Origin of the sequence: Stenotrophomonas sp. PS02298 (assembly GCF_029959445.1) — a bacterium.
In the GTDB taxonomy this organism is placed as follows: domain Bacteria; phylum Pseudomonadota; class Gammaproteobacteria; order Xanthomonadales; family Xanthomonadaceae; genus Stenotrophomonas.
In genome coordinates this window covers 1-22119 of sequence record NZ_JASCOR010000071.1, presented here as the reverse complement: position 1 = coordinate 22119, position 22119 = coordinate 1, and the positions used below count along the sequence as shown (strand labels likewise).

Here is a 22119-nt window from a genome sequence, read left to right as displayed (position 1 = left end):
TATAAGATACCGGCATGAGCCGGCCCGGGCCACACCCCAGGCTGTTCTCGGCCGCGCGGGCCGGGCGGGCCCGCGACCTGAAGCTACTGGGGCGGCGCCGCGGCGACGCTGCGCAACCGATCCTGTTCTCCTTGCTGGTGGTAGCGCTGTTCGCGCTGGCACTGGGCGGCGAACCCCGGTTGCTGCAGAGCGTTGCCTCGGCGGTGCTGTGGCTGTCGATTCTGCTGGCCGGCCTGCTGTCGCTGGATACCTTGTTCCGCAGCGACGCCGAAGATGGTTCGCTGGAGCAATGGCTGTTGTCGCCGGTACCACTGGCCTGGCTGGTCGCCGTGCGGGTCTTCTCGCATTGGTTGACCACGGCCTTCCCGCTGGTCCTGGTCAGCCCCTTGCTGGCCGAACTGATGCACCTGCCGCGTGAGCAACTGCCGGTGCTGCTTGCCGCGCTGGCGCTGGGCACCCCCCTGCTGAGCCTGCTCGGGGCGGTTGTCGCCGCATTGACCGTGGGAATGCGCCGCGCCGGCATCCTGCTGGCGCTGCTGGTGCTGCCGCTATACGTACCGGTACTGGTGTTCGGTGCCGGCGCGGTGGCGGCAGCGGCACAAGGCTTTGATCCCGGTGGTGCGCTGCTGATGCTGGCGGCCGGCTTGCTGGTCAGCGCGGTGCTCGCTCCACTGACCGCGGCAGCGGCAATCCGCATCGCCAACTCCTGAGCCCCAAACAGCGCTATTCTTGACGTTGACTTCACAAATCAAACCAAGCACATGGCTGAGCGGCCCGACACGGAAGTTCCGAGCGTAGACAAGCCTACCTTGCCGCCCCGTCCCGTGGTCGAGCTGCAACGCCGCGGGGAACTGCGGGTGGAGAAGTTCCTGGCGGCCGCCACCGAGGTCTTCAACGAAAAGGGCTACCAGGCTGCACGCCTGTCCGACATCGTCAAGCGCGCCGGCGGCTCGATGGCCACCCTCTACCGTGCGTTTGGCGACAAGGAAGGCCTGATCCACGCATTGATGGAGCAGAGCATCAACGACTTCGGCCGCAGCCTGGACACCTTGCTGCAATCGCCGTTGCCGCCCGCCGAGGCGCTGGAAGACGCCGCCAGCCAGATGGCCGAGGAAGTCCTCTCGCCCAGACGCCTTGCCTGCCATCGCGTGGTGATTTCCGAAGGCATGAACCAACCCGCGCTGCGTGATTGGTTCCACGCCCATGGCGTGGCGCCAATGGAAGTGTTGCTCAGCCAGTACTTCGCCCGCGAAACCGGCGCCGGTCGCATGTATATCGAGAACCCGGAACAAGCCGCGCATTTCTTCTACATGCTGGTGATCGGCGGCCTGGTCCTGCGCTCGGTCAATGGGCGCGTTGTCCTTAGTGACCTGCCCAAGGCACAACAACAGGCACGAGACGCAGTCCGTCTGTTCATGGCCGGTGCACTGCCGCGAAGCTGATGCCAAGCCGGCTTCACTAGCGCCAGCAAACGACGCACCTGCAGCAATTGGAAGATGGGCGGGCGGGACTCGATCCTCACCCGCCCCTTTTGTGCAAAGCATCAAAACAAAATCGATACGGCAAGCGTGAGCACCTTGAGCCGCATGACACAAGGCATGACCCTGCCGTGTAGATGCACCCACGTGCCACGCTGCTGATCAGCGGCGCACCGCAGGCACCGGATCCGCCTGAAGCACGTCGGCCACGACCCGCCGGTTTTCTGAATTTGCGGTATCTTGCGCTAGTCTGAAAACAGCAACGGTGGTGCAGTCCGCACCGCCCAGCCGGTCGGGCCGCTGATCGCGGCCCGGTCATCGTCTTCCTCAGCGAGCGAGCGGATGTTCAAAGGTTTAGTTGGTTGGTTTCACAAGCTGGGCTCACCGCCCTACTTCGACACCTTCGCCGCCCGTTGGTCCACCTGGTGTTATATCGCCGCGCTGCCGCTGTTTGGTTTCGGCCTGTGGCAGGCGCTGGCCGTGGTGCCCGCCGACTACCAGCAGGGCGACAGCTTCCGCATTCTCTATATCCACGTGCCGGCAGCTTGGATGAGCCTGTTCGTGTTCGGCTTGATGGCCTTCTACAGTGCCATCGCGCTGGTATGGCGGATCAAGCTCTGCGAAATCCTGGCCATGGCCTGCGCCCCCATCGGTGCAGCGTTCACCCTGATCACCCTGCTCACCGGCAGCATCTGGGGCAAGCCGATGTGGGGTACCTGGTGGGATTGGGACCCGCGCCTGACCACCGAACTGATCCTGTTGTTCATGTATCTGGGCGTGATGGGCCTGTACGGCACCATCGATGACCGCCGCGCGGGCGCACGCGCCGCCGGCCTGCTGGCCATCGTCGGCGTGGTGATGTTGCCGATCATCCGCTACTCGGTGGTGTGGTGGAACTCGCTGCATCAGGGCCAGACCATCCGCGTGTTCGGCGACTCCAGCATGGACAGCAGCATGATCCTGCCGCTGTGGATCATGGTGCTGGCTACCAAGTTCTGGTTCGTCGGTTCGCTGCTGTCGCGCGCCCGCGCCGACAACCTGCGCCGCGAAGTCGGCAAGGCCTGGCTGCGCGAACGGCTGGAGACGTCGGCATGACCTATTTCAAGTATGTGGCACTAGCCTATGCCGTGTTCTTCGTCGTATTGGCCTGGGACTTCATCGTGCCGCGCCTGCAGATCCGCCAGCAGTTGCGCGAGGCACGTGCGCGCCTCAATCGCGCCAGTCGCAGCAGCGCAGCAGCCGTTGACGAGGAACTGAGCCGATGAGCCCAACCCAGCGTCGCCGCCTGTTGCTGGTGTTGCTGGTCCTGCTGGTTGCCGGCGCAGCGGTCGCCCTGGTCAGCACTGCCCTGCAACGCAACATCGCCTATCTGTACACGCCTGCCGAGGTCAATGCCGGCCAGGTCGCTCCGGACGCACGTTTCCGGCTTGGCGGCATGGTGGCCAGAGGCTCGTTCAAACGCGAACCCGGTGCGCTGCTGGCGCGCTTCGAGGTCACCGACGGTGACGCGATGCTGCCCGTCACCTACGACCGCATCCTGCCCGACCTGTTCCGCGAAGGACAGGCGGTGGTCGCCACCGGGCGCATGGTCAACGGCGTGTTCGTCGCCGAAGACGTGCTGGCCAAACACGACGAGACCTATATGCCCAAGGAGCTGGCCGACAAGATGGGTGTGGCGCACGACAAGCACCAGGTTCCGGCCACCACCCCAACGACGGAAACGCCCTGAGTGCTCGGTGAAATCGGACAGGTATTGCTGATCCTCGCCCTGCTGGCAGGCCTGCTGCAAAGCGTCCTGCCACTTGTCGGCGCCCAACGCGGCATCCCCGCATTCACCGCGATCGCCCGCCCGGCAGCGATGCTGCAGCTGACCACGGTGCTGGCCGCCTTCGTGGTGCTGACGATTGCCTTCGTGCGCCAGGATTTCTCGCTGCGCTACGTCGCCGACAACTCCAATACCCTGCTGCCGATGATCTACCGCTATTCGGCGGTGTGGGGCGCACACGAAGGCTCGCTGTTGATGTGGTCGCTGGTGCTGGCGCTATGGACCGCTGCCGTGGCCGCGTTCTCGCGGCAGTTGCCGCCCGAAGTGATGGCGCGGGTGCTGGCGGTAATGGGCATGATCAGCGTTGGCTTCCTCGCCTTCCTGCTGTTCACCTCCAATCCGTTCGCACGCCTGCTGCCAGCACCGGGTGAAGGTCACGACCTCAATCCGCTGCTGCAGGACCCCGGGCTGATCATCCACCCACCCCTGCTCTATCTCGGCTACGTTGGCTTCGCGGTGCCGTTCGCCTTTGCCATCGCAGCATTGATCGACGGCCGCATCGACGTGCGCTGGCTGCGCTGGACCCGCCCGTGGACCAACGCGGCCTGGGGCTTCCTGACCATCGGCATCGCGCTGGGCAGCTGGTGGGCGTATTACGAGCTGGGCTGGGGCGGCTGGTGGTTCTGGGACCCGGTGGAGAACGCCAGTTTCATGCCGTGGCTGGTTGGCGCGGCCCTGCTGCACTCGCAGGCGGCCACCGAAAAGCGCGGCGTGTTTGTCGGCTGGACCCTGCTGCTGGCGATCGCCGCGTTTGCGCTGTCACTGCTCGGCACTTTCCTGGTGCGTTCCGGAGTGTTGACCAGCGTGCACTCGTTTGCCGCCGATCCCTCGCGCGGCCTGTTCATCCTCATTTTCCTCGGCATCGTGGTGGGCGGCTCGCTGCTGCTCTATGCACTACGTGCACCCGGCATGGGTGGCAACAGCAACGACCCGCGCCGCGCGTTCGCGCTCAACTCGCGCGAAAGCCTGCTGCTGGCCAACAACCTGCTGCTCAGCTGCGCCTGCGCGATGGTGCTGCTCGGCACCTTGTATCCGCTGTTGGCCGATGCGCTGGATCTGGGCAAGGTCTCGGTGGGTCCGCCGTACTTCGGCACCCTGTTCGTGCTGTTGATGGCACCGATGATCGTGCTGCTGCCATTCGGCCCACTCAGCCGCTGGCAACGCGAGCAAGGCCTGCGCACCCTGGCGCTGCTCGCACCGTGGGCGGGATTGGCGGTAGTGCTGGGCATCATCGGCTGGTGGATGGCCCCGCAGGGCAAGTTCAAGACCGCCATGGGCATTGCCAGCGCCGCCTGGGTCGCTGGCGGCACCAGCTATTACCTGTGGATGCGGCTGCGCAAAAGTGGCCGACCCAATGCCGAAACCTGGGGCATGCTGATCGCCCACTTCGGCGTGGCCGTGTTCCTGGTCGGCGCCTTGCTGGTGGAAGCGCTGCATGTGCAGCATGAAGTCGCGCTGGCACCCGGCAAATCCATCGACGCCGGCGGCTATACGCTGCTGTTCGAAGGCGTGGATGCCAGCGATGGGCCGAATTATCACTCTGACCGCGGGCACCTGCAGGTATTGCGCGGCGACACGCTGATTACCCGCCTGCACCCGGAAAAGCGCATGTACGCCAGTGGCGGCCAGCCGATGACCGAAGCCGGCATCCACCGCACGCTGGGTGGCGATATCTATGTCGCACTGGGAGAATCACTGGGCGACGGCTCCTGGGCCGTGCGTGTACAGATCAAACCTTTTGTCCGCTGGATCTGGCTGGGCGCGGCGCTGATGGCGCTGGGCGGTTTCATCACCGCCGTCGACCGCCGCTTCCGCAGGCTGCCTGAGAAATCGAAATGAATAATCCTGCACCTGAATCCAAAACCAAGCATCGCCTGCCGCCAGTCGCCATCGTGCTCGGTGCGTTGTTCTTCCTCGGCCTGATGGGCTTGATGCTGTACGGCGTCAGCCGCTCCGGCAAGCCCGACCGCGACAGCCTGCCCTCGGCGCTGATCAACAAACCGGCGCCTGCGTTCTCCTTGCCCGTGCTGCACGACCCCAGCGTGCATGTCACCGACAAGCAGCTGCGCGGCGCGCCCTATCTGCTCAACGTCTGGGGCAGCTGGTGCCCGACCTGCCGCGATGAACACCCCATTCTCACCCGCTTCGCCGAAACCAAGCGCGTGCGCGTGATCGGCTACAACTGGAAGGACGAGCCCAGCGAAGCACTGCGCTGGCTGGAGCAGTTGGGCAACCCCTACATGGTGGTGCTGGCCGACCAGGAAGGCCGCGCCGCGCTGGACTGGGGCATTGCCGCTGCACCGGAAACCTTCCTGGTCGACGGCAGCGGCATCGTGCGCTGGAAGTACAGCGGCGCCATCACCCAACAGGTAATGGATGAGCAGCTGATTCCGGCACTGGAAAAAGTCGAAGCAGCTGCCGGTGGCAAACACGGTGCGCCGGACCTCGGGGCCGCCCGATGAAAGCCTGGGCTGTGGTCCTGTTATGGCTGTGCCTGGCGTTCGCCGCCAGCGCGCAGCCAGCCGGCGACCCCAGCCCACTGCAATACCGCGACCGCGCCGAGGAAGTACGCTTCCACGCACTCACCGCCGAGCTGCGCTGCGTGCAATGCCAGAACCAATCGCTGGCCGATTCCAACGCGCAGATCGCCCACGACCTGCGCCGCGAAGTGCTCAAGCTGATGCACGAAGGCCGCAGCGATGCCCAGATCAAGCAATTCCTGGTCGACCGTTACGGCGAGTTCGTGCTGTACCGCCCGCAACTGGAAGCCAGCACCGCCCTGCTCTGGTTCGGTCCTGGCCTGTTGTTGCTGGCCGGCGCCGTGCTGTTGATCGTGCATGTACGGCGGCGTGGCCGCGCTGTACCTGTTGCCAGCAATGACGACGCCAGCCAGGAAGAACGCGAATGGTGAATACCGGGTTCATGGCAGGTGCTGCAGTGCTGGCGGTAGTGGCAACCGGCGTCACCTTGTGGCCACTGAGGCGCGCCGGCAAACGGCGGATCTGGGGCAGCCTGGTTGCGATGGCGATGGTCGCCACGCTGGGCCTGTACCAGTTGCTGGGAACCCCGGCGGCGATGCAGCCGCAACCTGAAGCCGCTGCCGCGCCGCAGACCATCGAGGAAGGCATCGCCCAGCTGCAGGACGCCTTGAAGCAGAACCCCGAGCGCGTTGACGGCTGGGTGCTGCTGGCCCGCTCGCAGCTGGAGATCGGCAAGGTCGCCGATGCCGCCGCGGCCTACCAGCGCGCCGTACAACTGGCGCCGGACGAACCAGGCCTGCTGCTCGAAGCCGCACAGACCCGCGCCCAGGCCGATCCCAAATTCCTGTTCGACGATACCGCCCAGCAGTGGCTTGCCCGCGCCAGCCAGATCGCACCGGACAACGAGCGGGTAATCTGGCTCACCGGCATCGTGCAGCGCCAGCAAGGCCAGAACGACGCTGCCGCGCGGACCTGGGAAAGCCTGCTGCCAAGGCTGGAGCCTGCCGCCGCAAACTCGCTGCAGGCGCAGATCGACATCGCCCGTGGCAAGGCACCGACCACCGCGCAGACTGGCACAGCGGCAACAACAGCGGCTCCAGCAAGTGCTGCTGGTGATGGCATCACCATAACGGTAACCCTGGCCCCGGCCTTGGCCGAACGCGCCGCCTCCGGCAAGGAAACCGTATTCGTCATCGCCCGCATCCCCGGCGGCCCGCCAATGCCGGTCGCCGTCGAGCGCCACCCTGCACAGGCAGCGCCGCTGACCGTCACCCTCGACGACGGCGACAGCCCGATGCCCACGCAGAAGCTGTCGGCACTGCAGGAAGTGGAAGTGCTCGCCCGCCTGTCCGCCAGTGGCAATGCGATGCGCGGCGAAGGCGACGTCGAGTCGGTACCGGTCAAGGTCAAACTGCCAACTGACAAGCCCTTGGCGATCACGCTGGGTCAGTAACCCGCTGCAAGCTGTCTTGTGGGAGCGGCGTAAGCCGCGAAGCGAGCACATCCAGCAGATGGCAAGGATGCCATGTGCTTCAGCAACGTCAGCTTCGCGGCTTACGCCGCTCCTACAAACAGCCCACTCTGGCCGGTATCTACATAACAGCGGCCAACCGTGGCCGTTCACGTACAGTGGGAACCACCAGATCACTGCCTCCCGGACGCGCTTCGCGTCCGCCAGCAATACCCAGATAACCACTGGTTATCATCCATGCGAAGATGCGCCCGGCATCCCCGTTAAAATTGGCAGATGACTGAATTCCCCCCTGTCGGCAGCCGCTTCCATGCGCTGTCTTCCCCATTCCCGATGAAGCGCGGTGGCAGCCTTGTCGGCGCCCACGTCGCCTACGAAACCTGGGGCAAGCTGGCCGCTGATGCCAGCAACGCCATCCTGATCGTCACCGGCCTCTCGCCGGACGCACACGCCGCCAGCAATGCCGACAACCCTGCCAACGGCTGGTGGGAACCGATGCTTGGCCGCGGCAAGCCAATTGATACCGACCGCTGGTTCGTCATCTGCGTGAACTCGCTGGGCAGCTGCAAGGGCTCAACCGGCCCGGCCTCCTTGGACCCCGCCACCGGCAAGACCTACCGCCTGTCCTTCCCCGAGTTGTCGATTGAAGACGTAGCCAACGCCGCTGCCGAAGTCGTGCGCGCACTTGGCATCACCCAGCTGGCCTGTCTGATCGGCAACTCGATGGGCGGCATGACCGCACTGGCGGTGTTGCTGCAACACCCGGGCATCGCCCGCAGCCACATCAACATCTCCGGCAGCGCCCGCGCCCTGCCGTTCTCGATCGCCATCCGTTCGCTGCAGCGCGAAGCAATCCGCCTCGATCCGGCATGGAACAGCGGCGATTACGACGAAGTGCACTACCCGGAATCGGGCATGCGCATGGCGCGAAAACTCGGCGTCATCACCTATCGCTCGGCGCTGGAATGGGATGGCCGCTTTGGCCGCGTGCGACTGGACTCGGACCAGATCGACGAAGACCCGTTCGGCCTGGAGTTCCAGGTCGAGAGCTATCTGGAAGGCCACGCCCGCCGCTTCGTGCGCCACTTCGACCCGAACTGCTATCTCTACCTCGGTCGATCCATGGACTGGTTCGACCTGGCCGAATACGCCGACGGCGACGTACTGGCCGGGCTGGCGAAGATCCGCGTTGAGCGCGCACTTGCCATCGGCGCCAATACCGACATCCTGTTCCCGGTGGAACAGCAGCAACAGATCGCCGACGGCCTACGCGCAGGCGGCGCCGACGCGCAGTTCATCGGCATGGATTCACCACAGGGCCATGACGCCTTCCTGGTGGACTACGATCGCTTCGGGCCGGCGGTAGCGCAGTTTCTACAGGCACTGCCGACGAACGCATAGCCAGCACACCGACCTTGGATGCAGGCGGCCGCTGATGGTCGCCTGCACTGACTGCAACGCACGCTTGAGCCTCCGACAACCGGGGGCCGAGCATGCAACGTTTCTTCCTGATTCTATTTTTCTTGCTGGCCAGCTCGCTCAACACGGCGCTCGCTACCGCGCCACCCTTGATGCTGGCCAGCAGCTGGCAGGACGGGCCGGATGTATCCCTCTATCTGGTCAGTGAGAAACTCGACGGCGTGCGCGCACGCTGGGATGGTCACGCGCTCTGGACCCGCGCCGGTCACCGCATCCCGACGCCGGCATGGTTTATCCGGGGCTGGCCCAAGCAGGCGATCGACGGCGAATTGTGGATGGCGCGCGGTCAGTTCGAAGCCACCAGTGCACTCATCCGCAGCAGCCCGGCCGACGAGGCGCAGTGGCGCAAGCTACGCTTCATGGCCTTCGACCTGCCCAATGCAACCGATGGCTTCGCACGGCGCCACGCTCAGCTCAGCCGGATCATCGCCAATCAAGCCAACCCCTACCTGCTCGCCATAGAGCAACGCCGCCTGCCAGATACCGAGAGCCTGCACCGACACCTGCGCAGCGTTGTCCAGGCCGGCGGCGAAGGCTTGATGCTGCATCATCAGGACAATCGCTACAGCGATGGTCGCAGCGCTGGCTTGTTCAAACTCAAACTGTATGCCGATGCCGAAGCGCGCGTGATCGGCCATGTCCCTGGCAAGGGCAAGTACGCCGGCATGGTCGGCGCGCTGCTCGTGCGTGCGGACAGCGGCGCACAGTTCCGCCTCGGCAGCGGCCTGAGTGATGCGCAGCGTGCCGATCCACCGCCGATCGGCAGCCAGGTGACCTATCGCTACAACGGCCTGACCGTGCATGGCCTGCCCCGCTTTCCGCGCTTCCTGCGGGTGCGGGATGATCGCTGATCAGTGCAGTCACCACTTGTAGGAACGGGGTAAGCCGCGAAGCACATACATCATCAGATGGCACAGGCACATGAGGTCTCAGCAATGCCAGCTTCGCGGCTTACGCCGCTCCCACAAAAGCAGAACCGGTGCAGGGCTTCACAGTCCCTCGTGTTTGCGCTGCAATAGCGGCGACAAACAGGGGCAAGCTCAATGCGCTATCAAGGTCGGCTGCAGGATTGGAACGATGACAAGGGCTTCGGATTCGTGGTTCCGAATGGCGGCGGTGACCGCGCCTTCGTCCATATCAAGGCCTTCGAGCAGCGCACGCAACGCCCGACTGACGGCATGCTGATCAGCTATGCGCTGCGCAAGGACGAACGCGGCCGTTTCAATGCCATCGCGGTACGTTCGGCAAGCGCCACCAAAACCGTCACTTCCAAGCCAAAGCGCCCTCCGTTCACCGCCCGCCTGCCGCATGTCCTGCTGGGCGTATGCGCCCTGCTCTGCATGCTGGGACTATGGATTGCCAAGTTGATACCCGAATGGACCCTGCCGGTGATTGGCGGGATGAGCGTCGTAGCGCTGGGCTTCTATCTCTACGACAAGGGCGCAGCTGCCCGCGGTGAGCAGCGCACGCCCGAAAACACCTTGCACCTGATCTCCCTGCTCGGTGGCTGGCCGGGCGCGCTGATCGGCCAGGGGCTGTTCCGCCACAAGACCAGCAAGTCCAGTTTCCAGGTCATGTTCTGGCTGACGGTCGTGCTCAATGTCACCGCAATCTGGCTCCTTGCCAGCGGCAGACTGAGCCTTCCCCACTAAGCACCCAGCCGCAATGCCAGCGTAGCCCGGGTAAGCGCAGCGCACCCGGGAACTCCGGCCGAGCAGCCAGAAGCAGCCACTGCATCCTCAAGCTTGAAGGTCCAATATTTTCTCCGGGCCAGGAAGTCGCCGACCATGCCAATGGACTCTGCGACTTCCAGCCCAAAGACCGATCATGGCCTGGCTGTGCAGCCGCGCCGTGCGGATACCGGTCGCTTATCATCTGCGCTCCCCAGCTCCAACACGGCATCATGGATCGAGCCCGTATGAAGTCCGCACTCCGCCTCGCCTGCCTGCATCTTGCCGCCCTCAGCGCCATCCTCCTCGCTACGATGCCGACCGCACTGGCGCAAACCGCACGCAAGCCCTCGCCTTACGAGGCCAGGCAGGGCACCACCGCATCCTCCGTCGACAACGCCCACGCCCCGGCGCAACTGCCGCGCATAGCCAGCCGTGACGATTTCATGCGTCTGGCCCGGGTTTACAACGCGGGCACGCCGTTGGAAATGCCCCACCTGATATTCGCCATCGACCGTCGCGATCCGGCCCGTATCCATTACATCAATACGCCGCGCTACGAGCTGCACGAGAACTTCGTGCGGCGCGAACGGTTGCTGCCGCACCTGGACAAGGCCACGCTCAACGCGCAGTACAAGGACCCGCAGCGGCGCTTCCTGTTCGGCACGGTGAGCTGGCAGCGCGATCTGCCTGGCTATACCTACGAGTTCTGGGAAGGCGACCAGCTGACAGCCGCACTGCTCAGGCAGGCCGATCAGCTGGTGCGGGGCTCGTTCCACGAGGCGATCCGTTTCAAGACCAATTCCACGCTGCACGAGCAAACCGCCCGCTCCGCTGGCCTGCCCTTCATCACCCAGGAAGCACTGCTGCGCGAGCAGTCCTTCCTGCCCTTGAACACGGGTATTGCACGGGGCCGCCTGCGCATCGTCCGCTCGATCGAACAGGCAAGCGACCTGTCGCCGCAGGACATCGTGGTACTGGACGAGGTTCCGATCTCGCTGTCGCCGGTAGCCGGCCTTGTCACCCAACGCCCATCGACGCTGTTGTCGCACGTCAACCTGCTGGCCAAGGGGTGGCGTATCCCCAACGTCTATGTCCGCGACGCGCAGGCTGCATTGCGCGTCTACGACGGACAATGGATCGAGCTGGAAGTCACCAACAATGACTACAAGGTGCGGCCAGCCCTTCGTCCGGCCAACACGCCCTCCACAACCACGCAGGCAGCCGTGCGCAATCTGCCACGGCCCAACGTATCGATAACCGCGCTGAAGCCGCTTTCGGCGCTTCGCGCCAGGGACAGCAGCCATTGCGGGGTCAAGGCGGCCAATCTGGGTACATTGAAATCCGCATTGCCGCCGTCCGCGCGGGTCCCGGATGGATTCTGTGTTCCCTTCTCGCATTACCAATCTGCAATGCAGAAACTGCACATCAGCGAGCGGCTGGCCGCACTGCAGCAGCAGCCCGGCTTCGCCAGTGATGCCAAGGTCCGGCGCGAGGCGCTTGCCGCGCTGCGGGCGGAGATCAGCGGCGCCACCCCGGACCCGGCACTGGTCCGCAGCCTTCAGTCGCAGTGGCAGAGCCAGTTACAGGGCCGCGGCGTGTTCGTGCGCAGCTCTTCCAACTCGGAGGACCTGCCGAATTTCAGCGGCGCCGGCCTGTATACGACCGTTCCCAACGTGATCGCTGCCGATGCCCTGGTGCGCGCAGTGCAGACGGTATGGGCGTCGGTCTACAACTTCGAGGCCTACGAAGCACGCCGCGCTGCCGGTTTGGGCCAGGATGCAGTGGCGATGGCGGTACTGGTGCAGCAGGCCGCGCCCTCGGACAGTTCCGGGGTGATGATCACCCGCGACCCATTTGATGCAGGACGTCGCCACATCACCTACATCTCGGCCAAACGCGGGCTCGGCATCCGCGTGGTGGAAGGCAAGCGACAGGCCGAGCAGGTGATGTATTCGAACTGGTCCAAGGCCGTGCAGGTGCTCAGCCGTTCCGCGGAGGACACCCAACTGGTCGCCAATGCCAGCGGCGGTGTCCGCGAGGTGGCGCTGACCGGCTCCCGCCAGGTGTTGACCGATAGCCTGATCGCGAGGCTGGCAGCGGTTGGAAGCCGCACCAAGCAGGCATTGGGGGGAGTCGACCAGGACATCGAATGGGCAGTGGTTGGCGATGACATACTCATCCTGCAATCGCGGCCCTACGTGGATGGAAGCAGCCGCTAGGCGGCCGTCCCAACCTCTCCGTCTCCCAGTATCAACTGATCCGGACGTGCTCATGGACAAGATCGACCTCAAGCGCCAGCTGAAGCACCTCTACCAGCCCTCGGCCAAGACCATTGCCGAGGTCGACGTGCCTGCCTTCAACTTCCTGATGATCGACGGCGCTGGCAATCCGAATACCTCGCAGGATTACAAGGATGCCGTGGAGGCGCTGTTCTCCGTCGCCTACAGCATCAAGTTCGCACTCAAGAAGGGCGGGCGGATGGACTACGCCGTGATGCCGCTGGAAGGACTATGGTGGGCCGATGACATGGCGGCCTTCCAGCGCGATGAGAAGCAGCATTGGCTGTGGACCATGATGATCATGCAACCGCAGGGGGTATGCGCGCAGGACGTGGAATCCGCGATCACCAGCTTGCAGAAGAAGTCACTTGCCAGCCTGTCAAAGCTGCGCTTCGAGACGTTTCACGAAGGACGATGTGCACAGCTGCTGCATGTCGGCCCCTTCGCCGATGAAGGACCGGCGATCGAGCGCCTGCATGCTTTCATCGGCGAGCGATCCGCATTGCGCGGCAAACACCATGAGATCTATTTGAGCGACATCAGGAGAGCCGCACCGGAGAAGTGGAAAACCATCATCCGTCAGCCCATGCAATGAATCGCAATGATGTCCAACCCCGCCCCCAGCGCGAATAGCAGGAGCCCATCATGACCTTCTGGTTGGTCGCAGCAGCAGCCAGCATCGGCCTGGGCCTGGCGGCCGGTGCCTTGTGCCGGCGAACCTGGCTTGCCGTGCTGTTTGCCGCGCTGCTGGGCGGCCTGCTCGCGCCCTATCTTGGCCTGCGCTTTGTCTGGGATGTGACCGGCCATCGCGATGCACAGGATGGGCTGGCCTTCCTGTTCGGGCCGATGGTTACCGTACCGACAGCCAGCATTGTCGCCTACGCTTTCAAACGCTTGCGTAGAAACAAACGCAGCTGACGACGCACGCCTGCGCGTTGCAACCCGTAGGTCTAAAAAGCCGGGCACAACCCGGCTCAACGCTTGCTACTGCAGGCTCAACCGCCCCTGCTGCAACCGGTACTCGCGCTGCACCACGCCTTCCGGCAGTCGATCATGGGTGATCATCAACAGGCTGCGCTGCCCCAGCGCCGCCGCCAGATCGAGCAACAAGGCGTGCGCGGTATCCACGTCCAGGCCCTCGGTCGGCTCATCCAGCACCATGATCGGCGCGTTGCGCAACAAGGCGCGCGCCAAGGCCAAACGCCGCGCCTGACCCGCCGACATGGTGGCACCGTTCTCGCCTACCCATGCGGTGAGCCCGCCTTGTTGCTGCGCCCAATCGCTCAAGCGCACCTGCGCCAGCACCGCCCACAACGCGTCGTCGCCGGCCTGTGGATCACCCAAGCGCAGATTGTCCGCAATGCTGCCGGCAAATACCGGCGCCCCTTGTGGCAACCAGGCAATCTGTCGATACCAATCGTCCTGGGCGAACTCACGCAGATCGACACCACCGAAGCACACTGCCCCCTGCTGCGGGTCCCATAGCCGCAGCAGCAGGGCGGACAAGGTCGTCTTGCCGCAGCCGCTGTCGCCACGGATGGCGATGCGCTCGCCCGGCGCCAGCTGCAGATCCACGCCATCCAGCAGACGCCGCGTCTCGCCAGGCCAGGAAAACACCACCTGCTCGAACACAACCGAGGCCGCATCCGCAGCCACGGCGCGGGGCTGGGCCGGGTCCTGCACGGCTGGCGCCTGATCAACAATCTGCCGCAGACGCTTGCCGGCGACCCGCGCCGACTGCAGGGCCTGCCAGGCAATGCCGCTGCCTGCTGCGACCTCCAGCAGCGCAACGGTCAGGAACACCAGCGTTGCAGCAAACGCCGCCTCCACCTTGCCTGCCTGGAACGCCGTCAACGCCAGCCACAGCATCGCCAACAGGCCAAGACCCGCCAGCGCCGAATGCAGCACGTTGCCACCGATCAGACGGCCACGACGTCGTTGATCGCTGCGCGCCAGCTGCTGCGCGGCTGCATCCACACGCAACGCCCAATCATCGCGGGCATCCAAGGCGGTGAGATCAGCCGCGCCTTCCAAACCTTCAAACGCCAAAGTACGCAGGCTGGCACGCTGCTGCGCACGCTCGGCCTCGACCGCGTCACCACGGCGCACCGCGAACACCGGAACGCCGATTCCCACCAACACCGCGAGCGCCAGCAACAACAGTGCCGCCGGCCAGTAAATGAGTCCGGCCGCGACCACGCTCGCCACGGCGGCGCCCGCCAAGGCCAGCAAGGGACTGATCGCCCGCACCATCAAACCATCGACTTCGCCGATATCGGTGATCAACCGCGCCAGCAACTCACCGGTACGGCTGCTGCCCAGTCGGGCAGGCGCCAACGGCAGTGCACGCTGGAAGAACCACACGCGCAGGTCACGGGCGATGCGCAAGGTAGCGTCATGACCGACCAGCTTTTCGAAGTAACGCGACACGATGCGCGCCATCGTCAACGCTCGGATGCCGGCCGACGGTGAAAAGAAATTGAAAGTGCCGCCCATGCCCAAGGCACCGGCCAACGCTGCAGCGGTGAGGAAGCCACCAGACAAGCCAAGCAGGCCAACCCCGGCCAACATGGTGGTGAACAGCAGCACCGTCGCCAACGCCAGCCGCCAGCGGTGGCGCTTGAATACATCACGCATCGTCTGCGGGCTCATGCACGCGCTCCCTGCACTGCAACCTGCATGCTGTCCTGCAGATCGATGATCTTGTCGGCCCAGCGCATCGCCACCTCGCTATGGGTGGCCATCAGCACCGTACGACCACGCGTATGCGCCGCCAGTGCCTGCAGCAGGTCCGCCTCGGTCTGCGGATCGAGGAAGGCAGTGGGTTCGTCAAGCAGGAACAGATCCGGCTCCAGCAGCAATAGCCGCGCCAGTCCAATCCTTCGCGCTTCACCACCGGACAGGCCAAAGCCTCGCTCACCGATCACCGTGTTCAAGCCCAAGGGCAGATGCTGGGCAAAGCGCATCACCTGGGCCACTTCGGCCACCGCCTGCAGGCGGGCAGCGCTTACTGCCGGGTCGGCCATGCGCAGGTTGTCGGCAATCGAGCCGTGGAACAGGTAGGGACGCTGGCCTGCGTAGCCGATGCGCACGCCGTCGCGGACCACAATGCGACCTTCGCGCGGCGGCAGCCAGCCGGCCAGGGCTTCCAGCAAGGTGCTCTTGCCACTGCCACTGGGGCCGATCAGGGCCAGGCGCTGACCGTCGCCGATCTCAAGCGAGAGATCCTTCACCACATCGTGGGTGGCGCCTTGCGGGCGCAGCACGACGTTGCGTACCGACACCAGCGGCGCGTGCAACTGCGCCGGCTCCGGCGCTACCAGGGACGCAGCGACGGACGTAGCCACAGCAGCATCCTGATCGTCAGCCAGCAGGCGCTCGACTTCGGCCGCTGCCGCCAACGCATTGGCACGGTCGTGGTAATGCGCGGCCAAGCGCCGCAGCGGCGCGTAGAACTCCGGCGCAAGCAGCAGGCAGAACATGCCGGTGCCCAAGGTCGGCACCACCGAGTGCAAGGACATCAGGCCCAGATAGCTCAACCCCAGGTACAGGGCCACCATCGCCACGCTGACCGAAGCGAAGAATTCCAGCACCGTGGAAGACAGGAAGGCGATGCGCAGCACCTTCATCGTGCGCTCGCGCACGCCATCAGCGGCGGCGGCAACCCCTTCCAGCTCGGCTTCACCGCGCCCGTACAGGCGCAACAGGCCCAAGCCCTTGATGCGATCGGCAAAGTGGCCGCTCATCCGCGCCAACTCCCCGAGCTGGGCGCGGCCAGCGGCCTCGGCGCCCCAGCCCACCAGCATCATGAAGAACGGCACCAGCGGCGCGGTGAAGATGAAGATCAGCGCCACCACCCAGTCGACATAGGCCACGGCAGCGGCAATCAGCAGCGGCACCACCACCACTTCCACCCGCACCGGCTGGAATCCGGCGTAATAGCCCTCGATGGCATCGCCGTGTGACAGCAGCAACTCGCCCAGCTCGCCCGTGCGCTGACGGCGCAGCCACAGCGGTCCGCGTGCCAGCAGACGCCGGTAAACCTGCTCGCGCAGCGCCAGTTTGGCGCTGTCGGCGACCTTGCCGGCGGCGGTCTGCGCGACCCCGCCCAGCAGGCTGCGCAGCAGCAACACCGCTGCCAATACCCAGAAACCGTGAACTACCTGTACCCAATTCAGTCGTTCCACGACTATGCTCTGGATCAACCAGGCAATGGCGCCAGCCTGCACGATCAGCAGCGCACCTGAAGTACAGACGGCCAAGGCCGCCAAACGCTGCTGCGAGCGGGCCCCGGACGCCAGAGCCGCCAGCCACTGCTGCTGTACGCGGCGTTGCTGTTGCACCGCGTTGGAATGTGGAACTTCGCTCAAGACTGACAACTCAGGTGAAGGAGATCTACGTGATTGTAAGCAAGCCGTACCCAGCCTGCCGGCCCTGCACCATCGGCGTTGGACAACCAGCCCACATTGATCCAGATCAAAGCATTGGCAGGCCTGAACGGGGAGTATCGCTGCCATAGAACCCCTCCCAGCCACTCCATGACGCCCAATTCCCACGAGGTAGCCAGGCCATGATCGACTCAACAGTCGTAGAACTGTCACGTCTACAGTTCGCGCTGACCGCGATGTACCACTTCATTTTCGTCCCGCTCACACTGGGGCTCTCTTTCATGATCGCGATCATGGAGAGCGTCTATGTGATGACCGGCAAGGATGTCTGGCGCCGCATGACCCTGTTCTGGGGTGTGCTGTTCGGCATCAACTTCGCCATGGGTGTGGGTACCGGCATCGTGATGGAGTTCCAGTTCGGCATGAACTGGTCCTACTACAGCCACTATGTGGGTGACATTTTCGGCGCTCCACTAGCCATTGAAGGCCTGATGGCGTTCTTCCTGGAAGCGACCTTCATCGGTCTGTTCTTCTTCGGCTGGGGCCGCCTGTCCAAGGTGCAGCACTTGACCGTGACCTGGCTGATGGCGCTGGGCACCAACCTGTCGGCACTGTGGATCCTGATCGCCAACGGCTGGATGCAGTACCCGGTGGGTGCGGTGTTCAACCCGGAAACGATGCGCATGGAAGTGGTGGACTTCGCCGCCGTGCTGCTGAACCCGGTGGCCCAGGCCAAGTTCGTGCATACCGTCTCGGCCGGTTATGTGGCCGGCGCGATGTTCGTGATGTCGATCTCGGCCTTCTTCATGCTGCGGGGCAAGCACCGCGACATCGCCCGTCGCTCGTTCGCAGTGGCTTCGGCGTTCGGCCTGCTGGCGTCCATCTCGGTTGCCGTGCTGGGTGATGAATCCGGTTACGCCACGGCCGAAAACCAGAAGATGAAGCTGGCTGCCATCGAAGGCATGTGGCATACCCATCCGGCTCCGGCACCGTTCACTGCATTCGGCATCCCGAACCAGCAGGAACAGCGCAACGACTTCGAAGTGCAGATCCCGTACGTGATGGGCCTGATCGCCACCCGTTCGCTGGATGAGGAGATCCCGGGCATCCTGGACCTGGTCAAGCAGGCCGAGGGTCGGGTCAAGGGTGGTCAGATTGCCTACGCCGCTCTGGAACGCATCCGCGCCGACAAGAACGACGTTGAAGCCCGCGAGGTCTTTGACCGTCATTGGCAGGATCTGGGCCACGGCCTGTTGCTGAAGCGTTACCGCGACGACATCGAGAACGCCACCCCCGAGCAGATTGCACAGGCTGCGCTGGATACGGTGCCGACGGTTGGCCCGCTGTTCTGGACCTTCCGCATCATGGTCGGCCTCGGCATCTACATGATCGGCTTCTTCGCCCTGGCCTTCTACTACTCCTGCCGCAACAACTTCGAGGACAAGCGCACCTTCCTGCGGGTTGCCCTGTGGTCGCTGCCGGCACCGTGGATCGCCATCGAATGCGGCTGGTTCATCGCCGAGTACGGCCGCCAGCCGTGGGCTGTTGATGGCGTGCTACCGACGTTCTATGCCGCTTCGGGCCTGGCCGTCTACGAAATCCTGGCAACGCTGGTCGGCTTCACCGCGCTGTACACGGTGCTGCTGGTCATCGAAGTCAAGCTGATGCTCAAGGCCATCCGCAAGGGCCCGGACGACATCCTGCCCTCGCTGCAGCAGTCGGCCGTCGCAAACAACCACGCCAATGCCGCCGGCAACGGCCAGGCATAAGGCAGGAGAACACACATGGAATTCATTCTTCTGGACTACACGACGCTACGCGTGATCTGGTGGCTGCTGCTTGGCGTGCTGCTGATCGGCTTCGCGGTGATGGACGGTTTCGACCTGGGCGTTGGCACCTTGCTGCCGTTCGTGGCCAAGACCGATGAAGAGCGCCGCCTGGTGATCAACACCATCGGCCCGGTATGGGAAGGCAACCAGGTGTGGCTGGTGCTCGGTGGCGGCGCGATCTTCGCCGCCTGGCCGCCGCTGTATGCGGTGAGCTTCTCCGGCTTCTACCTGGCGATGTTCCTGATCCTGTTCGCCCTGATCCTGCGCCCGGTCGGCTTCAAGTACCGCGGCAAGATGCCCAGCCAGCGCTGGCGCAACAACTGGGACAAGGCGCTGTTCATCGGCGGCTTCATCCCGGCGCTGATCATGGGCGTGGCGGTTGGCAACGTGCTGCTTGGCGTGCCGTACCACTTCGATGACACCCAGCGCGTGTTCTACACCGGCAACCTGCTCGGCCTGTTGACCCCGTTCGCCCTGCTGGCTGGCCTGGTCAGCGTGGCGATGCTGGTGTCGCACGGTGCGGCCATGCTGGTGCTCAAGACCAACGGCCCGGTCGCGGAGCGTTCGGCAAAGATCGGCAGCATCGCCGCCATCGCCTCGTTCGTACTGTTCGCCCTTGCCGGTGCCTGGGTTGCCTTCGGCCTGCCGGGTTGCCAGATCACCTCGCAGGTGGTTACCGACGGTGCCAGCAACCCGCTGTTGAAGACGGCTGAGTTCTCGCAGGCCGGTGGCTGGCTGCACAACTACAGCACCATGCCGGCCACGATCCTGGCGCCGGTGGTGGGCCTGCTGGGTGCACTGGCCAGTGCGGTGTTGTTGCGGAAGCGTCGTGGCGGCCTGGCCTTCATCGCCTCCGGTGCCTCCATTGCCGGCATCATCTTCACCGTTGGCTTTGCGATCTTCCCGTTCCTGCTGCCCTCCTCCACCCAGCCAGGCTCCAGCCTGACGGTGTGGGACGGTTCCTCCAGCCACCTGACCCTGTGGGTGATGCTGCTGGCCACCGTGATCTTCCTGCCGATCATCATCGCCTACACCACCTGGGTGTACCGCGTACTGAAGGGCAAGACCACGCTGGAAGAAATGGGTGAAAACCCGAACGCCTACTGATCCGCAACGACAACACTAAGGAGACAACTCATGTGGTACTTCGCTTGGATTCTGGGTGCTGGCCTCGCTGCGACGGTCGCCATCCTCAACGGCATGTGGTTTGAAGCGCGCGAAGCAAACAAGATCGATGCAAAGCGCTGAAAAACTGCGTGAAGGTATTGCCAAAACGCCGGACTGAGCGTATCTTTCCGGCTCCCTTCGCGGGGTGTAGCTCAGTCTGGTAGAGCGCTACGTTCGGGACGTAGAGGTCGCAGGTTCGAATCCTGTCTCCCCGACCAAAGGGTCGAAACTAGCCTGGAACAACGGCAACGTTGTCCAGGCTTTTTATTCGCCGATAGACGGTTATCGGCAGCCAACGCACCACGCCTTGCAGGCAGCGCTGGCTGAACAAAAGAACTTGCAGGGCACGAGGTTCACCGCTATCATAGGCGGCTCCTTCGGGGTGTAGCTCAGTCTGGTAGAGCGCTACGTTCGGGACGTAGAGGTCGCAGGTTCGAATCCTGTCTCCCCGACCAATTTGACAAAAGCCGGCCTCTGGTCGGCTTTTGTTTTTGGTGGGTTTCAAACGACGCCACCCACCGCGTCGGAGTAAGCAATGTCCACGTCCGCCCAGCCCCTTCCCCGGCACCCCCTGCTCAAGGGCCGCCTGCTGGCATTCATCGCCATCGTGCTGGTCTCGGCCAACCTGCGCAGCGCGGTCACCTCGCTGACGCCACTGCTGGACCGGCTTGGCCACATCTTCGATTTCGGCAGCACCATGACCGGTGTGCTCGGCATGATGCCGACCGCCGCCTTCGCCGTGTTTGGCCTGGCCACGCCACGTATCACCCGCGCCATCGGCCTGGAGCGCACTGCCGTGCTGACCATGGTGCTGGCCACCATCGGCCTGCTGCTACGCGCCTTCTCCGGCAACGTCGGCATGCTGTTGCTGGGCTCGGCGATCGCCCTGGCCGGCATGGGCATGGGCAACGTGGTGGTGCCACCGCTGGTGAAACGGTATTTCGCCGACCGCGTGGGCACGCTGAGCACGATCTACATCACCGTGCTGCAGGCGGGCACGATGGTGCCGGCGCTGCTGGCGGTGCCGGTGGCTGATCAATTCGATTGGCGCATCTCGCTGGGCATGTGGTCACTGCTGTCGTTGGCCGCGTTGCTGCCGTGGATCCTGCTGGCACGCAGCGCCCCGCGTGTGGAGGCGGTGGCCACCAGCACCGAACATGCACCAGGTCGCGTCTGGAAGACCCAATTGGGCTGGGGCATGGCACTGATGTTCGGCATGACCTCGCTGGGCACGTACTCGCTATTCACCTGGTTGCCGAAGGTGATGGTGGAAGCCGGTGCCAGCGAATCCTTCGGCGGCGTGATGGTTGCGGTGTACTCGGCCATCGGCCTGCTGCCGTCGCTGCTGGTGCCGGCATTGGCGGTGCGCATGCGCAACCCCTTCCCGATCGCGGTGATGGTGTTCGTGTTGAACATGATCGCCTTCGCCGGCCTGCTGTGGGCGCCGATGAGCGCGCCGCTGCTATGGGCCGTCATCGCTGGCCTTGGCCCATCGACCTTCCCGCTGGGGCTGACCCTGATCAATCTGCGCACCCGCAGCCAGGCCGGCTCGGCAGCGCTGTCCGGCTTCATGCAGGGCGTGGGCTACAGCCTGGCCAGCCTGGGCCCGCTGTTGTTCGGCTGGCTGCATGGCATGAGCGATGGCTGGGCATGGTCGTTTGCCTTCCTCGCCTGCTGTTCCGGCGTACTGCTGACCGGTGCGTGGTTTGCCTGCAAACCGCAGCAGCTGGAAGATCACTGGAAGTGAGCTGTTGCTGATATACGAAAGCCGCCGAAGTGATTCGGCGGCTTTTTCGTACTCGCGCACCAGCACCGGGGCTGACCGGTCGTTGTGGGAGCGGCGTAAGCCGCGAAGCTGACGGTGCTGGGGTCTTGGAGCGTTGTGCACACTGAAGCTGCGGGTGCTTCGCGGCTCATACGGCTATTACAGAAGAACGAAGATCAATGCCGACCGTTGTAGCCCGGGTAAGCGCAGCGCACCCGGGGAATGCAACGATCGAAACAACGCGTCAACGAATGCTACGTGCTCCCGGGTGCGCTGCGCTTACCC

General features: G+C 64.4%; 21 protein-coding genes and 2 tRNA genes. 21 read left to right on the top strand and 2 right to left on the bottom strand.

The genetic code is table 11. The annotated features are described in order from the left end of the window. Positions 1-14: 14 nt before the first annotated feature. From ccmB to QMX78_RS11885, 15 genes are all read left to right on the top strand, one after another. Positions 15-710 carry a heme exporter protein CcmB gene (ccmB, locus tag QMX78_RS11955; RefSeq protein WP_282269769.1) on the top strand — a complete coding sequence of 232 codons (696 nt, stop codon included), beginning with the start codon at positions 15-17 and terminating at the stop codon, positions 708-710. Between the two features lie 99 nt (positions 711-809). Next, positions 810-1442 (top strand): TetR/AcrR family transcriptional regulator, encoded by a 633-nt coding sequence (locus QMX78_RS11950; protein WP_282269767.1) that lies wholly within the window; start codon positions 810-812, stop codon positions 1440-1442. Positions 1443-1820: 378 nt separating this feature from the next. After that, positions 1821-2573, top strand: a complete 753-nt coding sequence (gene ccmC, locus QMX78_RS11945) for a heme ABC transporter permease CcmC (protein ID WP_282269765.1) — start codon at positions 1821-1823, stop codon at positions 2571-2573. After that, on the top strand, positions 2570-2743 hold the full coding sequence (ccmD, locus tag QMX78_RS11940) for a heme exporter protein CcmD (RefSeq protein ID WP_282269763.1): 174 nt from the start codon (positions 2570-2572) through the stop codon (positions 2741-2743). Before ccmC ends, ccmD begins: the two co-directional genes overlap by 4 nt. Then, positions 2740-3207 carry a cytochrome c maturation protein CcmE gene (gene ccmE / locus QMX78_RS11935; RefSeq protein WP_282269761.1) on the top strand — a complete coding sequence of 156 codons (468 nt, stop codon included), beginning with the start codon at positions 2740-2742 and terminating at the stop codon, positions 3205-3207. Before ccmD ends, ccmE begins: the two co-directional genes overlap by 4 nt. After that, positions 3208-5142 carry a heme lyase CcmF/NrfE family subunit gene (locus QMX78_RS11930; RefSeq protein ID WP_282269759.1) on the top strand — a complete coding sequence of 645 codons (1935 nt, stop codon included), beginning with the start codon at positions 3208-3210 and terminating at the stop codon, positions 5140-5142. Next, positions 5139-5765 (top strand): DsbE family thiol:disulfide interchange protein, encoded by a 627-nt coding sequence (locus QMX78_RS11925; protein WP_282269757.1) that lies wholly within the window; start codon positions 5139-5141, stop codon positions 5763-5765. The genes QMX78_RS11930 and QMX78_RS11925 overlap by 4 nt, the downstream gene beginning before the upstream one ends. After that, positions 5762-6214: a cytochrome c-type biogenesis protein gene (locus QMX78_RS11920; RefSeq protein ID WP_282269755.1), complete on the top strand. Its 453-nt coding sequence runs from the start codon at positions 5762-5764 to the stop codon at positions 6212-6214. Before QMX78_RS11925 ends, QMX78_RS11920 begins: the two co-directional genes overlap by 4 nt. Continuing rightward, the gene (locus QMX78_RS11915; protein WP_282269752.1) at positions 6208-7236 is read left to right on the top strand and encodes a tetratricopeptide repeat protein; all 1029 of its coding nucleotides are present in this window, start codon (positions 6208-6210) and stop codon (positions 7234-7236) included. Before QMX78_RS11920 ends, QMX78_RS11915 begins: the two co-directional genes overlap by 7 nt. Positions 7237-7530: 294 nt before the next feature. Then, positions 7531-8655 carry a homoserine O-acetyltransferase gene (locus tag QMX78_RS11910; protein ID WP_282269750.1) on the top strand — a complete coding sequence of 375 codons (1125 nt, stop codon included), beginning with the start codon at positions 7531-7533 and terminating at the stop codon, positions 8653-8655. 92 nt (positions 8656-8747) lie between these two features. Next, on the top strand, positions 8748-9584 hold the full coding sequence (locus QMX78_RS11905; RefSeq protein ID WP_282269749.1) for a DNA ligase: 837 nt from the start codon (positions 8748-8750) through the stop codon (positions 9582-9584). Between the two features lie 192 nt (positions 9585-9776). Next, on the top strand, positions 9777-10385 hold the full coding sequence (locus QMX78_RS11900) for a cold shock and DUF1294 domain-containing protein (protein WP_282269748.1): 609 nt from the start codon (positions 9777-9779) through the stop codon (positions 10383-10385). A gap of 266 nt (positions 10386-10651) precedes the next feature. Continuing rightward, entirely contained in the window at positions 10652-12625 is a 1974-nt protein-coding gene (locus QMX78_RS11895) for a PEP/pyruvate-binding domain-containing protein (protein WP_282269747.1), read from the top strand. 52 nt (positions 12626-12677) lie between these two features. Then, complete coding sequence (locus tag QMX78_RS11890; RefSeq protein WP_282269746.1) at positions 12678-13280, top strand: GyrI-like domain-containing protein; 603 nt, start codon at positions 12678-12680, stop codon at positions 13278-13280. A 50-nt stretch (positions 13281-13330) separates the two neighbouring features. Further along, a complete protein-coding gene (locus tag QMX78_RS11885) occupies positions 13331-13603 on the top strand; it encodes a hypothetical protein (RefSeq protein WP_282269745.1) in 273 nt (90 codons plus the stop codon). Positions 13604-13669: 66 nt separating this feature from the next. On the opposite strand, the gene cydC is transcribed toward QMX78_RS11885, so the two are convergent. Both cydC and cydD read right to left on the bottom strand, forming a co-directional pair. Further along, on the bottom strand, positions 13670-15337 hold the full coding sequence (gene cydC / locus QMX78_RS11880) for a thiol reductant ABC exporter subunit CydC (protein ID WP_282269743.1): 1668 nt from the start codon (positions 15335-15337) through the stop codon (positions 13670-13672). Then, the gene (cydD, locus tag QMX78_RS11875; protein WP_343239253.1) at positions 15334-17055 is read right to left on the bottom strand and encodes a thiol reductant ABC exporter subunit CydD; all 1722 of its coding nucleotides are present in this window, start codon (positions 17053-17055) and stop codon (positions 15334-15336) included. Before cydD ends, cydC begins: the two co-directional genes overlap by 4 nt. Positions 17056-17255: 200 nt before the next feature. On the opposite strand from cydD, the gene QMX78_RS11870 reads away from it, so the two are divergent. The 6 genes from QMX78_RS11870 to QMX78_RS11845 all read left to right on the top strand — a co-directional run bounded on the left by QMX78_RS11870 (position 17256) and on the right by QMX78_RS11845 (position 21816). Further along, on the top strand, positions 17256-18842 hold the full coding sequence (locus tag QMX78_RS11870) for a cytochrome ubiquinol oxidase subunit I (protein ID WP_282269738.1): 1587 nt from the start codon (positions 17256-17258) through the stop codon (positions 18840-18842). A 15-nt stretch (positions 18843-18857) separates the two neighbouring features. Continuing rightward, positions 18858-20009, top strand: coding sequence for a cytochrome d ubiquinol oxidase subunit II (gene cydB, locus QMX78_RS11865; RefSeq protein ID WP_282269736.1), 1152 nt, complete (start codon positions 18858-18860; stop codon positions 20007-20009). A 30-nt stretch (positions 20010-20039) separates the two neighbouring features. After that, positions 20040-20150, top strand: coding sequence for a cytochrome bd-I oxidase subunit CydX (gene cydX / locus QMX78_RS11860; protein ID WP_282269734.1), 111 nt, complete (start codon positions 20040-20042; stop codon positions 20148-20150). Between the two features lie 60 nt (positions 20151-20210). Beyond that, positions 20211-20287, top strand: a tRNA-Pro gene (locus QMX78_RS11855). A gap of 160 nt (positions 20288-20447) precedes the next feature. Then, positions 20448-20524, top strand: a tRNA-Pro gene (locus QMX78_RS11850). Between the two features lie 80 nt (positions 20525-20604). After that, positions 20605-21816 (top strand): MFS transporter, encoded by a 1212-nt coding sequence (locus QMX78_RS11845; RefSeq protein ID WP_282269733.1) that lies wholly within the window; start codon positions 20605-20607, stop codon positions 21814-21816. The last annotated feature ends 303 nt before the right edge of the window (positions 21817-22119 follow it).